At 32.7% G+C, this 18429-nt stretch carries 18 protein-coding genes; 2 read left to right on the top strand and 16 right to left on the bottom strand.

Translation table 11 applies throughout. The features are described 5' to 3' along the window. Window positions 1-2 precede the first annotated feature (2 nt). The 8 genes from rpe to HMPREF2576_RS02935 form a co-directional block, all read right to left on the bottom strand. Window positions 3-647: a ribulose-phosphate 3-epimerase gene (gene rpe, locus HMPREF2576_RS02900; RefSeq protein WP_001830173.1), complete on the bottom strand. Its 645-nt coding sequence runs from the start codon at window positions 645-647 to the stop codon at window positions 3-5. Next, window positions 648-1523, bottom strand: a complete 876-nt coding sequence (gene rsgA, locus HMPREF2576_RS02905; RefSeq protein WP_001830137.1) for a ribosome small subunit-dependent GTPase A — start codon at window positions 1521-1523, stop codon at window positions 648-650. A 308-nt stretch (window positions 1524-1831) separates the two neighbouring features. Next, on the bottom strand, window positions 1832-3835 hold the full coding sequence (gene pknB, locus HMPREF2576_RS02910; RefSeq protein WP_001833032.1) for a Stk1 family PASTA domain-containing Ser/Thr kinase: 2004 nt from the start codon (window positions 3833-3835) through the stop codon (window positions 1832-1834). After that, window positions 3832-4575 (bottom strand): Stp1/IreP family PP2C-type Ser/Thr phosphatase, encoded by a 744-nt coding sequence (locus HMPREF2576_RS02915; protein ID WP_001830090.1) that lies wholly within the window; start codon window positions 4573-4575, stop codon window positions 3832-3834. The genes pknB and HMPREF2576_RS02915 overlap by 4 nt, the downstream gene beginning before the upstream one ends. A 6-nt stretch (window positions 4576-4581) precedes the next feature. Continuing rightward, window positions 4582-5676 carry a dual-specificity RNA methyltransferase RlmN gene (rlmN, locus tag HMPREF2576_RS02920; protein ID WP_001830070.1) on the bottom strand — a complete coding sequence of 365 codons (1095 nt, stop codon included), beginning with the start codon at window positions 5674-5676 and terminating at the stop codon, window positions 4582-4584. A gap of 2 nt (window positions 5677-5678) precedes the next feature. Continuing rightward, the gene (gene rsmB, locus HMPREF2576_RS02925; RefSeq protein WP_001830124.1) at window positions 5679-6986 is read right to left on the bottom strand and encodes a 16S rRNA (cytosine(967)-C(5))-methyltransferase RsmB; all 1308 of its coding nucleotides are present in this window, start codon (window positions 6984-6986) and stop codon (window positions 5679-5681) included. Further along, window positions 6983-7915 carry a methionyl-tRNA formyltransferase gene (gene fmt, locus HMPREF2576_RS02930; RefSeq protein ID WP_070856164.1) on the bottom strand — a complete coding sequence of 311 codons (933 nt, stop codon included), beginning with the start codon at window positions 7913-7915 and terminating at the stop codon, window positions 6983-6985. The genes rsmB and fmt overlap by 4 nt, the downstream gene beginning before the upstream one ends. Next, a complete protein-coding gene (locus tag HMPREF2576_RS02935) occupies window positions 7908-8396 on the bottom strand; it encodes a peptide deformylase (RefSeq protein ID WP_001830064.1) in 489 nt (162 codons plus the stop codon). Before HMPREF2576_RS02935 ends, fmt begins: the two co-directional genes overlap by 8 nt. A gap of 221 nt (window positions 8397-8617) precedes the next feature. On the opposite strand from HMPREF2576_RS02935, the gene HMPREF2576_RS02940 reads away from it, so the two are divergent. Further along, on the top strand, window positions 8618-8821 hold the full coding sequence (locus tag HMPREF2576_RS02940) for a TM2 domain-containing protein (protein WP_001830141.1): 204 nt from the start codon (window positions 8618-8620) through the stop codon (window positions 8819-8821). 107 nt (window positions 8822-8928) lie between these two features. On the opposite strand, the gene priA is transcribed toward HMPREF2576_RS02940, so the two are convergent. The 4 genes from priA to gmk form a co-directional block, all read right to left on the bottom strand. Beyond that, window positions 8929-11337: a primosomal protein N' gene (gene priA / locus HMPREF2576_RS02945; protein WP_001830152.1), complete on the bottom strand. Its 2409-nt coding sequence runs from the start codon at window positions 11335-11337 to the stop codon at window positions 8929-8931. Further along, window positions 11337-12536, bottom strand: coding sequence for a bifunctional phosphopantothenoylcysteine decarboxylase/phosphopantothenate--cysteine ligase CoaBC (coaBC, locus tag HMPREF2576_RS02950; protein ID WP_001830125.1), 1200 nt, complete (start codon window positions 12534-12536; stop codon window positions 11337-11339). The genes priA and coaBC overlap by 1 nt, the downstream gene beginning before the upstream one ends. Window positions 12537-13073: 537 nt before the next feature. After that, complete coding sequence (gene rpoZ, locus HMPREF2576_RS02955; RefSeq protein ID WP_001830123.1) at window positions 13074-13286, bottom strand: DNA-directed RNA polymerase subunit omega; 213 nt, start codon at window positions 13284-13286, stop codon at window positions 13074-13076. Then, window positions 13286-13909, bottom strand: coding sequence for a guanylate kinase (gene gmk / locus HMPREF2576_RS02960; RefSeq protein WP_001830096.1), 624 nt, complete (start codon window positions 13907-13909; stop codon window positions 13286-13288). The genes rpoZ and gmk overlap by 1 nt, the downstream gene beginning before the upstream one ends. Window positions 13910-14178: 269 nt before the next feature. Between gmk and HMPREF2576_RS02965 the strand changes: the two genes are divergently transcribed. After that, a complete protein-coding gene (locus HMPREF2576_RS02965) occupies window positions 14179-15876 on the top strand; it encodes an Rqc2 family fibronectin-binding protein (RefSeq protein WP_002468918.1) in 1698 nt (565 codons plus the stop codon). A gap of 61 nt (window positions 15877-15937) precedes the next feature. Here HMPREF2576_RS02965 and HMPREF2576_RS02970 read toward each other — a convergent pair whose 3' ends face one another. The 4 genes from HMPREF2576_RS02970 to pyrF form a co-directional block, all read right to left on the bottom strand. After that, window positions 15938-16345 carry a VOC family protein gene (locus HMPREF2576_RS02970; RefSeq protein WP_001830181.1) on the bottom strand — a complete coding sequence of 136 codons (408 nt, stop codon included), beginning with the start codon at window positions 16343-16345 and terminating at the stop codon, window positions 15938-15940. Between the two features lie 537 nt (window positions 16346-16882). Then, on the bottom strand, window positions 16883-17089 hold the full coding sequence (locus HMPREF2576_RS02975; protein ID WP_001830061.1) for a hypothetical protein: 207 nt from the start codon (window positions 17087-17089) through the stop codon (window positions 16883-16885). A gap of 25 nt (window positions 17090-17114) precedes the next feature. Beyond that, window positions 17115-17726 (bottom strand): orotate phosphoribosyltransferase, encoded by a 612-nt coding sequence (gene pyrE, locus HMPREF2576_RS02980; RefSeq protein WP_001830179.1) that lies wholly within the window; start codon window positions 17724-17726, stop codon window positions 17115-17117. Beyond that, complete coding sequence (gene pyrF / locus HMPREF2576_RS02985) at window positions 17727-18419, bottom strand: orotidine-5'-phosphate decarboxylase (protein ID WP_001830092.1); 693 nt, start codon at window positions 18417-18419, stop codon at window positions 17727-17729. Between the last annotated feature and the right edge of the window lie 10 nt (window positions 18420-18429).

The raw sequence follows: 18429 nt of genomic DNA on the forward strand, positions 1-18429 counted from the left end.
TATCATTCCTTTAATAAAGATGTTACTTTTGCATAATCCTCTTGTTTAAAGAAGTATGAACCAGTGACTAACATTGTAGCACCCTGTTCTACACATCGTTTACTCGTTTGATCGTTAATGCCTCCATCTACCTCAATATCAAAAGTTAAATGATTTTCATGTTTAAGTTGATTTAATTGCTCAATCTTAGTCACGCATTGTTCTATGAATGTTTGTCCACCAAAACCAGGATTTACAGTCATTACTAGAACATAATCAACAATACTCAATATAGGTAAAATTGTTTCTACAGATGTTCCAGGATTGATGACGACACCTGCTTTTTTCCCTAATTGTTTAATTTGTTCAATTGCTCTATGTATATGTGTTGTCGACTCAACATGAACAGAAATCATATCAGCACCATGTTCGGCAAAAAGATTAATATAATTTTCAGGTTGCTCAATCATTAAATGAACATCTATTGGCAAATGAGATTGTTGTCTAACAGCATCCAAAATCGGAATACCGATTGAAATATTAGGGACAAATTTACCGTCCATTACATCAAAGTGTAATCCGTCTACCTTTGCTGTTTCTAACAATTGAAGCTCTTCTTTTAAATTTAAAAAATCTATAGATAAAAGTGATGGTAAAATTTTAACCATTTAGTATCGAACCTTTCTATTGGAAATTTCATTATATAATTGCTGATAATGATCATACCTGAATTGTGGAATTTCTCCTTTTTCAACGAGTGCTTTGACATGACATTGTGGTTCTTTTATATGATTACAATTACGAAACTTACATTGCTCTCCAGCTTCATGAATATCAATAAAAAAATCTTTTAGTTGTTCTTTTTCAATATGATTAAAATCTAACGCACTAAACCCCGGTGTATCAGCGATGTAACCACCTTTTCTATCGTATAATTCGACATGTCTTGTAGTATGTTTACCCCTATTCAATGACTTAGAAATATCATTTGTTTCTAACTTCAACTGAGGCTGATAACTATTTAAGAAAGTAGATTTACCCACTCCAGATTGGCCACTTAATACTATTAAACCGTCAGACCATTCATCAACAGTAGCAGTATAATTACTATCTTTTCCAATAAACTGCGTAGCATATCCTATTTTTTGATATATTTTTATTGTGTCTTTGATTTTAAGAATTTCTTGTTCGGAAGCTAAATCATGTTTAGTGATTAAAATTCTAGGTTTGAGATGATAAGAATGAGCAATCACTAAATAGCGATCTAATAATTGTGTTGAAAATTCAGGCTCGACTGCACTCATTACTATAACTAACTCGTCAATATTACTTACAGGTGGTCGTTTTAGTTCATTATTTCGGTCATGTACATGATGAATATAGCCCTCTTTTGTATTTTGAACTTCAAAATCTACGATATCGCCCACCACAGGTGAAAACTTCTTTTTTCTGAATAAACCACGTGGTTTGGTATCAAATCTCTCACCTTCTACGTCTACTTGATACACACCACTGATTAGTTTAACGATTCGACCAGTCTTCAAAAAGACACCTCTCATTTATATTTTCTTAATCATATTATATCAAAATACTAGTACTTATAATATAACAACTCAATTCAAGCTCAATGATCTACCTACAAATATATAGTTTTTAATAAACTCTAAAGACCAATTGTCTCATATTAATAAAACGAGCCTGCAACATATGTATTCATATGTACAGACTCTTCATCTTTTACAAGGATTTTTTCATTTTAATCAGATAATCATTTAAAATTATTTCAATTATAATCATCATTGAAAAGTTACACTACAAATTTATTATTAATTTATCATTAGTTGTTACTCATTTAGCCATCATAGCTCACATCTTTATCAGCTACAATTTTATTATCAACTCTTATGGTGTACCCAGCGTCACTTCCTTTTTTAATTTTCAAAGGAATATTAATTGTTTTATCACTTTTAATATTAAACGTTTGAACTGCTGAATCACCTTTATTTTCAATATCACGAATAAATACTTCTACTTTTTGACTTTTACTTTTTTTACCGGTATACGGTACTTTAACAGTCTCATTTTTAGTCGTTGTATCCTTGTCCTCCTCATCATCTTCTTCTTCAGACTTTTCTCCTTTAGAAACCACTAATAGTATAGTAGAACCTTCATCAACAGTTTTATCCTTTGGAGATTGAGAAATGACATTACCTTTTTCGACATCATCGTTGTTTTCTTTTGTCACTTGAACTTTAAATCCTTTATCTTCAAGTTCTTTTTTTGCTGACTCATATGACTTATTTTCATAATTATTGACATATACTTGTCGAACACCTAATGATTCATAAATTGTAATATGATGATTATTAACGGCAACCTCACTATTAGCTACAACGCTTTGTTCAGAAATTAATCCTTTTTCATATGTTTGACTATAAGCTTGCTCAACGTGAATATCTTTAAATCCGATAGCCTTTAATTTTTTTAGCGCATCATTTTTCGACATACCTAAAACATTTGGCATCTTAACCTTCTCTGGTCCTTTGGATAGAACGATATCAACTCTATTCCCTTGTTCGACGCGTTCTCCACTATCTGGATTTGTTTTAATAATTTGGTTTTCAGGATATTTATCACTATAATTTCTTGATATGTCACCTACTTTTAGATGATGACTGTCTAATACCTTTTCAGCTTGTTTTTCAGTTTTCCCTTTAAGGTCAGGCATTTCTTCATATTTATTTCCAAAAACAGCCATAGCTACAAAAGAAAATAAACCAATTAATAATATTACAAAAATGATTGATAAAATTGCAATTTTCATTTTAGAACGTTTCTTGTCGCTTTTTTGATAATAACGTGGTTCAGACGATTGAAATTCTTGTTGCTTTATTGAATCGTTAACAATAGGTATTTGCATGGTTTTATTAAGGTCATTTTGATTTTGTTCATCATAGATTTTATGATTCAAATCATCTTTAGTGAGTGGTACCGTTTTAGTTTTATCTAGCTCGTATTTTTCTTCATTCAAACGATTCTCATGTAAAGCACTTGTTAAATCGTCACACATTTCTTGAACAGTATGATAGCGATGATATTTATCTTTCTCGGTAGCACGTAAAACGACATTACTCAATGATTGAGGTACATCATCTCTTTTATCCGTTGTTATATTTGGGATACTATCTTGAATATGCTTTATAGCAATACTCACTGCAGTCTCTCCATTGAATGGTGGCTCTCCAACTAACATCTCATATAATACAATTCCAATTGAATATATGTCAGTACTTTCATCAGTAGCTTCGCCTTTAGCCTGTTCAGGCGATAAATATTGAACAGTTCCTAAAACATGATTTGTTTGAGTCAGCGACGTTTCACTCAATGCTTTAGCAATACCAAAATCAAAAATTTGTAATTTTTTATTCTTATCAATTAATATATTCTGTGGTTTAATATCGCGATGAACAATTCTCATATCATGCGCATGTTTGATTCCACTCAAAATTTGTTCTGTAAACTGAATAGCAGTTTCTACACTAAGTGGACCATGACTGTGTATATATTCCGCTAAAGTAGGACCTTCTATGTATTCCATAACAATATAAAAACAATCATCTTCCTCATCTACGTCAATCATACTGACTATATTCTCATGAGAAAGTTGAGAAGAATTATGTACTTCTCTTTCAAAACGTTTAAATGTCTCTTCTTTTTCACTTGGAGGAATCGAAATCGCTTTAATAGCAACTTTTCTGTTAAGTATTGAATCTACAGCTAAGTAGACAATACTCATCCCACCACCACCGAGTTTATCGGTAATAGTATAGCGTTCATTTATGACTTTACCTATCATACTTTATCACCTTCTAACTTTAAAAGGATAAAGCTGACATTATCTTTTGAATCATGGGCAAGCGCTAAGTCCAATAACTCATTACCATGGACGTCTAATGAATTATTTGAACTTAGTAGTTCTTGGATTTCATAATCTCTGACATAATCAGTAAGTCCGTCAGAGTTCAAAAGAAGATAATCATAAAAATGAGTTCTCTTGATAAATAAATCTGGAGAAACACGTTTATCTGTTCCCATGACTTTAGTAATAATATTACGTTGTGGATGATGAAATGCTTCATCTTTAGTAATTTGTCCAGTCATTACTAAGTGATTAACAAATGAATGGTCGCTCGTAATTTGATCCATCTGTCTCTGATTAATTACATAAGCGCGCGAATCTCCTACATTTGCTACAACAACTTGTTTGTCATAAATGATGGCACAAACGAGCGTTGTACCCATACCTCTGTAATCTTCATTTTCTTGAGCATAGTTGTACAGCTGAAAATTGATTTCTTTAATGTTCGAACGCAACCACGATTCAGCACGATTTACTTCAATTAGATTTTCTTCTTCAAAACGCTTTTGAAGTTCATAAGTAACAAACTGACTAGCTATTTCTCCAGCTTGATGTCCACCCATGCCATCGCATAATACTAGCATTTGTTGCTGTGTTTGATTGTAAAATATACCGCCAGCGTCCTCGTTTTTCTCACGATGTTGCCCAGTATCAGTGAAAAATTGTGCGTTTAACATATGTCTTTACCTCGTTTCTACTTGTCGTTCCTTCGCTCTTAATTGTCCACACGCAGCATCAATATCTGACCCTTGCTCACGTCTAATTGTAGCATTAATTCCTAATCTCTTTAATTCCTTCTCGAATTTAAAAATATCATCTTTTGGTGTCTTTACATAATTTCTTTCTGGGACATGGTTAACTGGTATTAAATTAACGTGGCAATTGAGATTCTTAATTAAATGTGCCAAATCTCTCGCATGTTCAAGTTGGTCATTAACACCACCAAACAATCCATATTCAAAAGTAACACGGCGATTTGTCTTTTCTTGATAATAACGAATAGCTTCCATTAACTTATCAACGTTATAAGCACGATTGATAGGCATTAATCTTGATCTTATTTCGTCTTTAGCACCATGAAGACTCACAGCAAAATTTATTTGTATATCTTCTTCGGCAAAATCATAAATTCTTGGAATAATTCCTGAAGTAGATACAGTAATATGACGTGCACCAATATTTAAACTGTTATCATCATTAACAATTCTTAAGAAATCCATCATTTCATCATAATTCTCGAAAGGTTCACCTATGCCCATAATGACAATTTGTGATACACGTTCATTCGTTTCGTCTAGTGCCTTTTGTACAGTTAATACTTGAGAGACAATCTCTCCGGCCTCTAAATTACGCTTTAATCCGCCCAAAGTGGAAGCACAAAACGTACAACCAATTCTACATCCTACTTGTGTTGTTACACAGACAGAATTTCCATATTCATGTCTCATTAAAACAGTTTCAATAGTATAACCATCTTGTAATTCAAATAAGAACTTGATTGTTCCATCTTTACTTTCTTGTTTAACAACAGTGGTCAATGTCGTCATTGCAAAATGATCTTTGAGAATTTGACGTAACTCTTTAGACAGGTTAGTCATTTCATCAATAGTATTCACACGCTTTTGGTATAACCATTCAAAAATTTGTTTTGCTCTGAATTTTTGTTGTCCGTGATCAATAAGCCATTGTTGCATCTCGTCATATCTTAAGGAGTAGATCGATTGTTTTTCGAAATTAGGTAAGAATTTGTTTCTCTTCTTTTTTTCTGCAGTTATCATCTCTAACTTTCCTTTCTTTTTATCTTGCTAATAAAGAATCCATCCGAATTAAAATCTTGTGGAAGTATCTGTAACGTTTTAACCTGTTCACCAGTCGCTGGATTTTGGAATGGTTCAAACTCAAAATCTTTATGTCTCTTTAAAAAAGTATAGATGACATTTTCGTTTTCCATTTGTTCTATTGTACATGTTGAATACACTATTGTACCACCAGGTTTAATATTATCTTTAACATTTTCTAAAATTTGTAATTGTAATTCTACTAAAGACTTAATGCTATTTTGTGATTGACTATATTTAATTTCAGGTTTGTGTCTAAGAACACCTAATCCACTACATGGTGCATCAACAAGAATCTTATCATACATTTTATCGTATACTTCTGTAGCATCATGTTGAAAAGCCTTGATATTATTCAATTTCAATTTTTTAATATTTTGCTTTATAAGATTTATTTTATGTTCATGAATATCTGTTGCATCGACGTGACCTTCTGGTGAAAGAATTTCTGCCATATGACAAGCTTTACCACCAGGTGCGCTGCACGCATCTAAAACTTTGTCATCTCGCCCTAGGTTCATTACATAAGCTACCATCATTGAACTTTTATCTTGAATAGAGATATAACCTTCTTTAAAAGCGTTTGAATTAACCACAGGCATACCTGATATATGAAGACAAAATGGTAACATATCGTCTTTTTTAACGTGGTAACCTTCCTGTTCTAACTTAGAGATAATTGAATCAATAGAATCACGAGATATATTGGCGCGCACGGTTGTGGTTACAGGCTCTAAAAAAGATCGTGCAATGTTTTCAGTTTTTTCTACTCCAAAATGTGTAACCCAATGATCAACAATCCATTTGGGAAGACTATATTGAATTGCAATTCTTTTTTTAGTATCATCTATATCTTCAAAGCTTGGCAATTCAGTGCGCATTACTGTTCGTAATATACCATTGACTATATTCCCTGTGTGAAAGCCACCACGTTTCTTTGCTATATCTACCGCTTCATGAATAATAGCATGGTTAGGTATTTTATCTAAATATAAATATTGATATAAACTCATCCACAGTAATTGTCGCACCCATGATTTGATTTTAGTTTTGATAAAAGGCTTTAGTAGATAATCTAACGTGTATTTTCTTTTTATTGTTCCATATACTAATTCTGTGAACAAATTTTTATCTACTGTATTAATGTTATTTGTAGATAGAACTTCATTAATTTTCAAATTACTATAAGCACCTTTATTTAGGACGTCGTTGATTGTTTCTAATGCATATGTTCGCACTGATTTCATCATAATAGAACTTTCCCAACTAACGACTCTTGTACACCACTTAAATAATCAGTAACTTTCATACGTTTTTTCCCTGCAGGTTGAATCTCAGTAAGTGCGATGGCATCATCAGAACCGGTAGCTATGATGAGTTCATGCTTAGTAGTTTCAATAATTGTTCCTGGATTACCTTTTTTCCCTTTCACAATGAAAGCGCTAAATAATTTGAGATTCTTTTCATTCATAGTTGTATAAGCAACTGGCCATGGAGACAGTCCTCTAATATGGTTATGAATTGCTTGTGCACTCATATTCCAATCAACTCTCTCGTCTTCACGACGAATATTAGATGCAAATGTTGCAAGTGCATCATCTTGAAGGATACTGTCATTGGTATTATCAATGATACTAGGAAGTGTCTTCTTTAATAATTCGGCACCTAAAAAGCTTAATTTATCATGCATTGTGCCAACATTATCTTCTTCTTCAATACGAATTGATTGTTGCGAGATGATATTACCTGCATCAAGTTTTTTAACCATATACATAATCGTGATTCCAGTTTCTTCTTCACCATCAATTATAGCCTGATGTATAGGTGCTCCTCCTCTATACTTAGGTAGCAATGATGCATGGACATTAATAGCTCCTAATTTAGGTGCATTGAGTAAGGACTCTGGTAATAGTTGACCGAACGCAGCCGTTACTATTAAATCTGATTCTAAAGAAAGTAACGATTCTAATTCTTGAGAATCTTTAAGTTTTTCAGGTTGATATACCGGTATTTGATGCTTTGTAGCTACTCTTTTTACTGGTGGTGGTGTCATCACTTTCTTACGTCCCACTGGTCTATCAGGTTGTGTCACTACAGCGATAACTTCATGCTCAGCAATTAACATCTCTAAAATTTTCGTTGAAAAATCAGGTGTTCCCATAAAAATGATTTTACTCATTGTCAAAATACGCCTCCACTTCAGTTTCATTTAATATATGATGTGCTCTTTTGGTAAATTGAATTCCATTAAGATGATCAATCATATGTAAAATCATGCGTGCAATATCGTCATATGCAGTTAATTCAACTGCATTTCCATTGATATCATAGCTTTGTACAGTGATCATTTTGCTACGTTTAACTTCTCCATATATATGAGGTAAACTGATTGAGCCTTCTAAGTCAGAAACAGTCTCTTGAGATTGACTTTTAACGACAGGATTAATAAGTTGTAATAACCCTTCTTGTTCCATATCGATGAGTGCAACACTTTGATCTACTCCAATTTGAGGTGCACTAATTGCAGCAGCTTCCTCATGATATAATGTATCTTCCAAATCTTCCAATAACACTTTTAGTTTTTGATCATACGTGCTTACAGGTTGAATTGTTTTATTCAAAATAGGATGTGTTGATTTTACTAATTTCTTTACAGTCATCACTTAGGCTCCTCATTAAAATTCATCATATCATTATAACTTACTTAGTATGAAATTGCGACCTTTCGAAGTAAGCTTATATCTTAATCTCCTCTTCGTTCACCTCATACTTTAGAATGAAATATCAAAGTTATAAAGTAAAACAATTGCGTAATTTTGATTAAATTATAAAATAAGAAATGTAAGATATATAAAGTATTATGCTAAAGGAGTTGATATAAATGGAAGTTAATAAAGTCATTTATATTTTACTAGCAGTCTTTCTTGGTAGTTTTGGCATCCACAAATTTTATGCTGGTAAACCAATTCAAGGATTATTGCATATTCTATTTTGTTGGACTGCTATCCCGCATGTGTTAGCAATTATTAGTGCAGTTTTAACATTATTCAAACCTGCCGACGCAAACGGGAACGTCAGAATGTAAAATTAATTTAATGTCCATATGACGCATTTTAGTTTGATTTATAAGAATAGCCTCAAAAAACATCTAAAGTGATGGATTTTGAGGCTTTTTGATGTTTGGCACTTCATTCACATCATCATTTGTGGATTGATATCAATTTTTAATGATAGTTTATCCTTTACATATTGATCATGATAATAATCATCTAAATATTGTAACGCTTGATGTAATTGAGGCTCACTCTTATATTTTACTAGTATTTGAAAACGATACTCATTGTTAATTCTTGCTAGTGCTGCTGGTGAAGGGCCTAGCACGAATGCTTTTTCACTTAAGTGCTGTACTAAAATTTGATGTATATGCTTAGAGGCCATCATGACCTTTTTTATATCAGTATGTGAAATGGTAAAGTTAATCAAAAAATAGTAAGGTGGATATTTTCCTAATTTTCGATAATTCATTTCTTTTTGATAAAAAGAAAGATAATCGTTTAATTTCACATCCTTTATTGAATAATGATCAGGGTTGTACGTTTGTATGATAACTTGTCCTTCTTTTTCATGACGACCTGCGCGTCCAGATACCTGAGTTAAAAGTTGGTATGTTCGTTCACTGGCACGAAAGTCAGGTAAGTTTAACATAGTGTCAGCATTGAGCACACCAACTAGAGTAATGTTAGGATAATCCAAACCTTTAGCAATCATTTGCGTACCTAATAAGATATCTCCTTTTCCTGCTTCAAAGTCATTTAACAATTTCTCATGTGCACCTTTTCTTGAAGTTGTATCAACATCCATCCTTATAATACGAGCATGAGGGAATTCTTGTTGTAATAATTCTTCTACACGTTGCGTTCCAGTTCCGACTTGTCTGATATGATCACCTTCACAATTTGGACATTGAGATGGTGGATTTTCTTGATAACCACAGTAATGACATTTTAATTGATCGGTTGTTTTATGATATGTTAACGAAATATCACAATGGGGACATTGGGGAACGTAACCACAATCTCTACATAACATAAATGAAGCATATCCCCTTCTATTTAAGAATAGTACTATTTGTTCTTTTTTATCCAACCGTTCTTGTATCGCTTGTCTTAGTGCTATAGAAAACATGGAACGATTACCTTCACTTAATTCTTCTCTCATATCTATAATATCAATATGCGGTAACGCTTGTTGATTGACTCTATGTGGCAATGACAACAACTCGTAAACATTTTTTTCTGCTCTAGCATATGACTCAAGACTCGGTGTTGCGCTACCTAAAACTACAGGACAATGATGAAATTGACTTCTCCATTGTGCAATATCACGTGCATGATATCTGGGATAATCTTCTTGTTTATATGTAGATTCATGTTCTTCATCAATTATAATGATGCCTAAATTTTTAAACGGTGCGAAAATACTTGAACGAGCACCTACACTCACTCGAGCTCGACCGTCTCTAATTTTTTGCCACTCATCATAACGTTCACCTTTTGAAAGTCCGGAATGTAATACCGCTACATCATCTCCAAATCGACGTTTAAATCTTAGTACCATCTGAGGTGTTAAGGCGATTTCCGGCACTAACATCATGGCTTCTTTACCTTTATTAAGAACTTCTTCTATTGTTTGAAGATAGACTTCGGTTTTACCTGAACCTGTGACTCCGTGTAATAAAAATGTTCTTTCTTTTTCATCATGAATATAATGTTGAATAGCTTCAAATGCATCTTGCTGTTCTTTAGTTAATATCCTCTTTTGTTCTTGTTCAAATATACGATTTGCATATGGATCTCTGAAAACCTCGGCGATATATTTTTCAATATAACCTTTTTTGATTAAAGAATCTAAACTCGAGTGAGAGAAGCCCATATCATTGATTTCTTTTAAAAACACTGTTCGATGAGACTCTTCTAATAAAAATGCATACAAATCATATTGTTTTGTATATTTCTCGAGTTTTGCAAGTACTTCATCACCATTCAACGTATTAACTACGCCAACAGCTTTTTGAGTTTTCTTTTTTGTGTTTTGAGAAAGTATCGTGACCTCTTCAATCAATCCTTGATTTAACAAAGTCAACATTTCTTCTAAATCATTGTTTTGCTGAGCTTCTTTATATAAGTAATAACCGTCATTGTTAAATAGCGCTTTGGTTTTTGAAGATAAATTTTTTGGATCGATAATTGAAAAAGCTTTCTTATACTTTGCTTTAATGGCACTTGGCAACATCGCTTCTAAAACAGAAATACGTTTCATCACATGATAATGGCTCATCCATTCGCTTAATTGAATCAGTTCGGATGTTAATTCAGGTTTAATATCACGTACTTCTTTTATTTCTTTTAGTTTCGATATATCCATATTTCCATCTGGTTTTTGTTGAATATTCATGACGTATCCTTGTATAGTTCTAGGGCCAAAAGGTACCACAACGCGAACGCCAATTTGAATCACACGTTCTAAATTTTTAGGAACGATATAATCAAATTTAAAATCGACACTTTTCGACGGAATATCAACAATTACTTTTGCAATCATTACTGCCACCTAGTTTCTAAAATTTCTATAATTTGATGTGCTAAAGCTGATTTTTTTCCTTTCTTAATATTTACTTTTTCATTATTTTTAAAATGCATAGTTAATTCATTGTCATCTGAACTAAAGCCTATGGATGTATCACCTACATTGTTCGAAATGATAACATCTGCATTTTTTCTTTTGAGTTTGTCTAGAGCATACTGTTCAATATTTTGTGTTTCAGCAGCAAAACCAACAAGATATTGGTGCGTTTTATTTTCTCCTAAGTATTTTAAAATATCCTTTGTACGCTTAAATTGAACAGATAATCCTCCTTCTTGTTTTTTTAATTTATGTTCAAGTATGTCCATTGGTGTATAATCAGACACCGCCGCTGCTTTAATCACTATATCTTGTTTCGCAAAGCGTTCGGTTACAGCTTGAAACATATCATCTGCACTCTCAACTTTTACTACATTAATCCCTTCAGGTAGAGATAAGTGGGTGGGACCACTAATTAAAGTTACGATTGCTCCCTTATCTCGTAATGCTTCAGCTATAGCATATCCCATTTTTCCTGATGAACGATTTGATACGTATCGAACAGGATCAATAACTTCAACTGTAGGCCCAGCTGTAACTAATGCGCGCTTTCCAGAAAAAGAGCTTTTGACAACATTCTTCTGTTGAGTAAAAAATTTATTAATAACAGATAGGATTTGCATGGGTTCTTCCATTCGCCCTTTTGCTACATAACCACATGCTAAATAGCCACTACCAGGTTCAATAAAATAATATCCGTCTTGACTTAGCACTTTCATATTATGTTTAGTACGTGGATTGTTATACATATTTACATTCATTGCGGGTGCAACGAATTTTGGTGTTGTTGTAGCAAGTAATGTAGAAGTAATTAAATCATCAGCAATTCCAACACTTAATTTTGCGATAGTATTAGCAGTTGCTGGCGCGACTATAATCGCATCTGCCCAGTCTCCTAATGATACATGTTGAATCTCTTCAGGATTTTCTTCTTTAAATGTATTTGTGTAAACAGGATTTCTACTGATTGCTTGAAAAGCTAGCGGAGTAACAAACTCTTGAGCATGATCAGATAGCATAACTCTTACATCATAGCCGGATTGTATTAATTTACTTGTTAAATCAATTGCTTTATATGCTGCGATACCGCCTGTAACAGCTAATAAAATATGTTTCATTATTTATATTCTCCCTTAATACTTTATCAATACGCCTAAATTAGAAATGGAACGGAATAATTTAGTTATGTGTTATCTATTAAATATCAAAATTAAAGGCAACTTTGGCTAAGCAAAAGCATATCCCTCGTAAAAAGAGAGCGGAATAGAATTTATAATAAATTCATTATCCCACCCTCTCGCAATATGACCTTAAATAGAGAATCTAGCAAAATTTTCATAACAGAAACTCAGACCCTTAAACGTTTTATTTTAAGTACATTTCAGGGTAGTCAATCTACTGCGAAGAGATTTAATGGCTAAAACTAGTCATTTATATTTCAGATTCATTGACGACTTATTTATAATTATTATACACAAATTAATCATTAAATTAAAAAAGTGACTATTACTAAATGTAACTTTCAAGTTGGACAAAGAATTTTTGTCTGATTTCAAGCTTGTTTTAAACGTTATTCAACTATTTTATAATTTACTAGTAATTAAAAAACCTAGGACAATTTTTATGTCCCAGGCTCTACCAATATTAATAAAACTTTATCCTAAATACTCTTTCGGTACAACAGGTTCTATTTTACCATCAGCAATTTCTTCTAAAGCTTTTCCAACAGGTTTAGAAGAATGGTACTGATCTAAAAGCGCTGTTTCGCGTCTTTCATCTAATTCACGTGCTCTTTTAGCCGCCGTAGTGGCAATAAGATATTTTGAATTCACTTTTGCAGTAAGTTGGTTTAACGGTGGATTTAACATTATTTTTTGACCTCCAGTAACATTTTTCTATATTTAGCTTCGATTCGCTCTCTTTTTAAATGCTCAGCTTCAACTATTGACTGAATTCGATTCTTAGCGAGTTCAACCTCGTCGTTAACTACAACGTAGTCGTATAAATTCATCATTTCTACTTCTTTTCGTGCCTCGTTCACACGACTTTGAATCTTTTCATCTGATTCAGTTCCTCTACCAACAAGACGTTCTTTCAAGTCATCTAAACTTGGAGGCGCTAAAAATATGAACAACGCATCTGGAAATTTCTTTCTTACTTGCTTAGCACCTTCAACTTCGATTTCTAAAAAGACGTCATGACCTTCTTCCATAGTATCCTTTACATATTGTACAGGTGTACCATAGTAATTACCTACATATTGTGCATACTCAATAAACTGGTCGTCTTTAATTAACGCCTCAAATTCTTCCTTTGTTTTAAAGAAGTAATCTACACCATCAATTTCACCTTCACGCATATGACGTGTCGTCATTGATATAGAATACTTATATGAAGTAGTTGGGTCTTCAAATATCTTCTTTCTAACAGTTCCCTTTCCAACACCTGAAGGGCCTGAAAGAACAATTAACAGTCCTTTTTCCTTATCCATGCCTTACGACCTCTCTAAGCTATTCTTCTATTATTTAAATATAATATCATATTGCTACGATATATGTATAGCCGTACTTTGTTATAGAGTCAAATTCATCTTATTTCGTCATATCTTTAAAATTTTTAAGCACTTCAATTCGCCTTTATAAATTGCTATAAAAATTAAGAATATTCAACTTTAAAATAATTTACAGTCTTTAATCATGACCTCTCAGTTTACGCATGTTACAATATGATGAATGAAAAAGTATAAGGTGGCAGATAATTATGGCATATGATGGCTTATTTACTAAAAAAATGATTGAATCATTACAAGGTTTAGTCTCAGGCCGAATTCATAAAATAAATCAACCAGAAAATGACACAATAATTATTGTAATAAGACAAAATCGTAAAAATCATCAACTACTTCTATCGATTCACCCTAGTTTCTCTCGTTTACAATTAACTACTAAAAAATACGACAATCCATTTACCCCACCAATGTTTGCAAGAGTTTTCCGTAAACACCTTGAGGGAGGCTTTATAAAAGCAATTCGACAGGTTGGTAACGATAGACGTATAGAGATTGATATCGAAAGTAAAGATGAAATTGGTGATACAATATATAGAACTATCATATTGGAAATAATGGGTAAACATAGTAACCTTATCCTTGTCGATGATCAACGTAAAATCATCGAAGGGTTTAAACATCTAACTCCTAACACAAATCAGTACAGAACCGTTATGCCTGGCTTCAAATATGAAGCACCACCAAATCAAAATAAAATCAATCCTTATGAATTAACAGGACAAGAGGTATTAAAATATATAGACTTTAATGCTGGAAAGATTGCCAAACAATTACTTAATATATGTGAGGGCTTTAGTCCGCTAATCGCTAATGAAATTGTGAATCGTCGTCAATTTATGACTCAAGAAACATTACCTGATGCTTTTGATGAAGTCATGGCCGAAACAAAATCATCACCTACCCCTGTCTTTCATAAAAATCATGAAACAGGTAAAGAGGACTTCTATTTCATGAAACTTAATCAATTCTATGATGATATAGTTGAGTATCATTCACTTCATGAACTATTGGATCGCTTTTATGATGCACGTGGAGAGAGAGAAAGAGTCAAACAACGTGCAAATGATTTAGTCAGATTTGTACAACAGCAACTGCAAAAACAACAAAATAAATTGAGTAAACTTATCGATGAGTATGAAAGTGCTAAAAACAAAGAAACTCAGCAATTATATGGAGAGTTGATTACAGCTAATATATATCGTATTCAACAAGGTGACGATTCTGTTATAGCGTTGAATTACTATACTGGTGAAGAAGTAAAGATTCCACTTAACCCTACAAAATCGCCATCAACTAACGCTCAATATTATTATAAACAATATAACCGTATGAAAACACGGGAGCACGAATTGACTCATCAGATTAAACTTACTAAAGAGAATATTGATTACTTTGATAATATTGAACAACAGTTAAAGCACATTACCGTTGATGATATCGATGATATTCGCGATGAACTTGCTGAACAGGGATTCATGAAGCAAAGAAAACAAAGTAAAAAGAAAAAACAGTCTAAAATTCAACTTCAAACGTATCATTCTACTGATGGAGATACGATATTAGTAGGTAAAAATAATAAACAAAATGATTATCTTACCAATAAAAAGGCACGTAAAAATCATTTATGGTTTCATACAAAGGATATTCCAGGATCTCATGTTGTCATACTCAATGAGAGTCCAAGCGAAACAACGATTAAAGAAGCGGCAATGCTAGCTGGGTACTTCTCTAAAGCTGGGAGTTCAGCTCAGATTCCTGTAGATTATACAGAAATTAGACACGTTCATAAACCTTCTGGAGCAAAACCTGGATTCGTGACATATGACAACCAAAAGACCCTATTTGCAACACCTGATTATGATCATATTCAACAAATGAAAGAATCATAACATTAAAAAAGACAGCAGAATTGAATGCACATATCATTCAACATTCTGCTGTCTTTTTAATCTATTTGTTTTCTGGTAAAGCAAGTTGAAAACTCACGCCAAATTTATCTTGAACCCATGCAAACTCTCTAAATGGTGGCATTTCTGTTTTAGGCATTAAAATGGCGCCTTCATTTTTCAAACCATTAAATAAACGTTCCATCTCCATAGTATCCTTAACAGTGACATATAGTGACATTGCTGGATTCATAGGCAACTCTTCTCCACTATTTGCATCTATTGCCATAAATACTTGGCCATTTAGCGTAAAGATGGAGTGTTGTACTGATCCAGGTGTGCCCGGTCCTTCTTCGCCATACTTCACCATTGTAATAATTTCACTATCTTCAAATAAACTTGTGTATAATTGAATTGCTTCTTCAGCTTCATCATTAAACATTAAAAACGTCGTAATTTTTGGTATGTCCATGTGCTATTCCCTCTTTATATCGTATTCTTGTTATTTAAAAATCAATCTTACTTATTATTTTAACATGTATGTCCTTTCATTGTAGAATGTAGTTATATAGGATTTAAAAAATTAGAACTTTAATATAGTTTGATTCTTAATTTGATTGATAGTTCGATTAAGATTGGAGGCGTTGTTATGCTCATACATTATGGTGTGCCATTATTAATATTTGCATTAGTTCTATTAATTGGATGGCTAATGACTAAGATGTTTATACGTTAATTTTGAGTAATTATTATAACCTTTGATTTATCGTAAATAATGCGTGTAGAATTTATTGATTTGAATATAATTATTTCAAATATGCATTGAAGGTGAAGTACAATTGTACGATGAATTGGAATACTCTAGTGATTTTTCTTCTCAGCTTATTTCCACAATTCATTCTGACTTTATAATAAAAATTTACTATGATTTCGAAGTTAATTCATAAAAACACTCCGAAAGTTGATTGAATCATCACTTTTGGAGTGTTTTTAGAATATCGATTTATAGTTAATGATTTAAATTTTTCTTGGCACGTTTAAAAATTTCAATTGAATGTTTAAATACTTCATCATTCATTGTTTTTAAAATATTTTCATTATTAGAATGGTCTGATTGAGAATCAGATGGAATTCTATAATCATCTCGTCTATAAAGAAACTCATTACAATGTTTTATTAAAGTGTAAAGATGATTATTATCATTATTTTGTTCCATTAGACGCCTCCTCACCATTCATATATTACGATAAGTTATCTCGCCAATCAACTAATGTTTGGATATCATTTAAAGAGATTTTACCTTCATCTTTCGCAACTTCTATAAGCTCATTATAATCACTTAAAGTGTAAAACGGAATATGAGCCTTATTAAATGTCTTGTCTGCTTTCGCAAGACCATATGTGAATATAGCAACGACCCCAAGCACATTAGCTCCCGCTTCTTCCAATGCTTCGACAGCTGTAATCGAAGAACCTCCAGTAGAAATTAAATCCTCGACTACAACGACATTTTTATTCTCGCTTTTTGCACCTTCTATTTGGTTTTGTTTACCATGGCTTTTACTTTTTGATCTAACGTAATTCATAGGTAATTCTAATTTTTCAGAAATGTAAGCTGCATGAGGGATACCAGCAGTGGCCGTACCCGAGATAATTTCAACGTTAGAAAAATGTTCTTTAATTAATTGAATTAACCCATCTCTAATCGCATTACGCACTTCAGGGTAGCCTAAAGTTATTCGATTATCACAATATATAGGCGATTTAATTCCAGAGCTCCAAGTAAATAAATCATTTGGAGATAATGAAACTGCCTCTATGTCTAACAATGCTTTAGCAATATTTTTAGCCATTTAACTTAACCAACTTTCTTTTATTTTATGATAACTGTCAATTGGATGCTCACTTTGAGTGATAGGTCGACCTACTACGATATGTGTTGACCCCAAGGTTTTAGCTTCCTCTGGTGTTGTAATTCGTTGTTGATCATTACGAGCTGCGCCTTTCGGGCGAATACCTGGTGTCACTTTTAAAAAGTCAGTACCTAGTTCTTTAGAAATCATCTCAGCCTCAAGAGGAGAACATACGACACCGTCTAAACCAGCTTTTTTAGTAAGACGAGCATAATTTAAAACTGCCTCCTCTATTGAGGTTTGAATATTTTGTTCTTCATGTAATTGTGTTTCAGTAGTTGAAGTTAATTGAGTAACTGCAATGATTTTAATATCAGCATTATGTTTTCTTAACCCTTTTTTAGCTTCTTCCATCATTTTAATACCACCGGCAGCATGAACATTGACTAAATCTACATCTAAACGTGCTAAGCCTTCCATTGCTTTACTCACAGTATTAGGTATGTCATGTAATTTTAAATCTAAAAAGATATCATGACCTCTTTTTTTAATGGACTTAATTAAAGCTGGCCCTGTTTGATAAAATAACTCCATCCCAATTTTGACGCATAACGGTTCATTAAATTTATTTAAAAATGTATGAACCTCGTCTGCTGATTTAAAATCTAATGCTATAATGGGTAGATTTCTCACACTCATCTTC

The sequence above is a fragment of the Staphylococcus sp. HMSC063F05 genome (assembly GCF_001837075.1).
Classification (GTDB): Bacteria; Bacillota; Bacilli; order Staphylococcales; family Staphylococcaceae; genus Staphylococcus; species Staphylococcus epidermidis.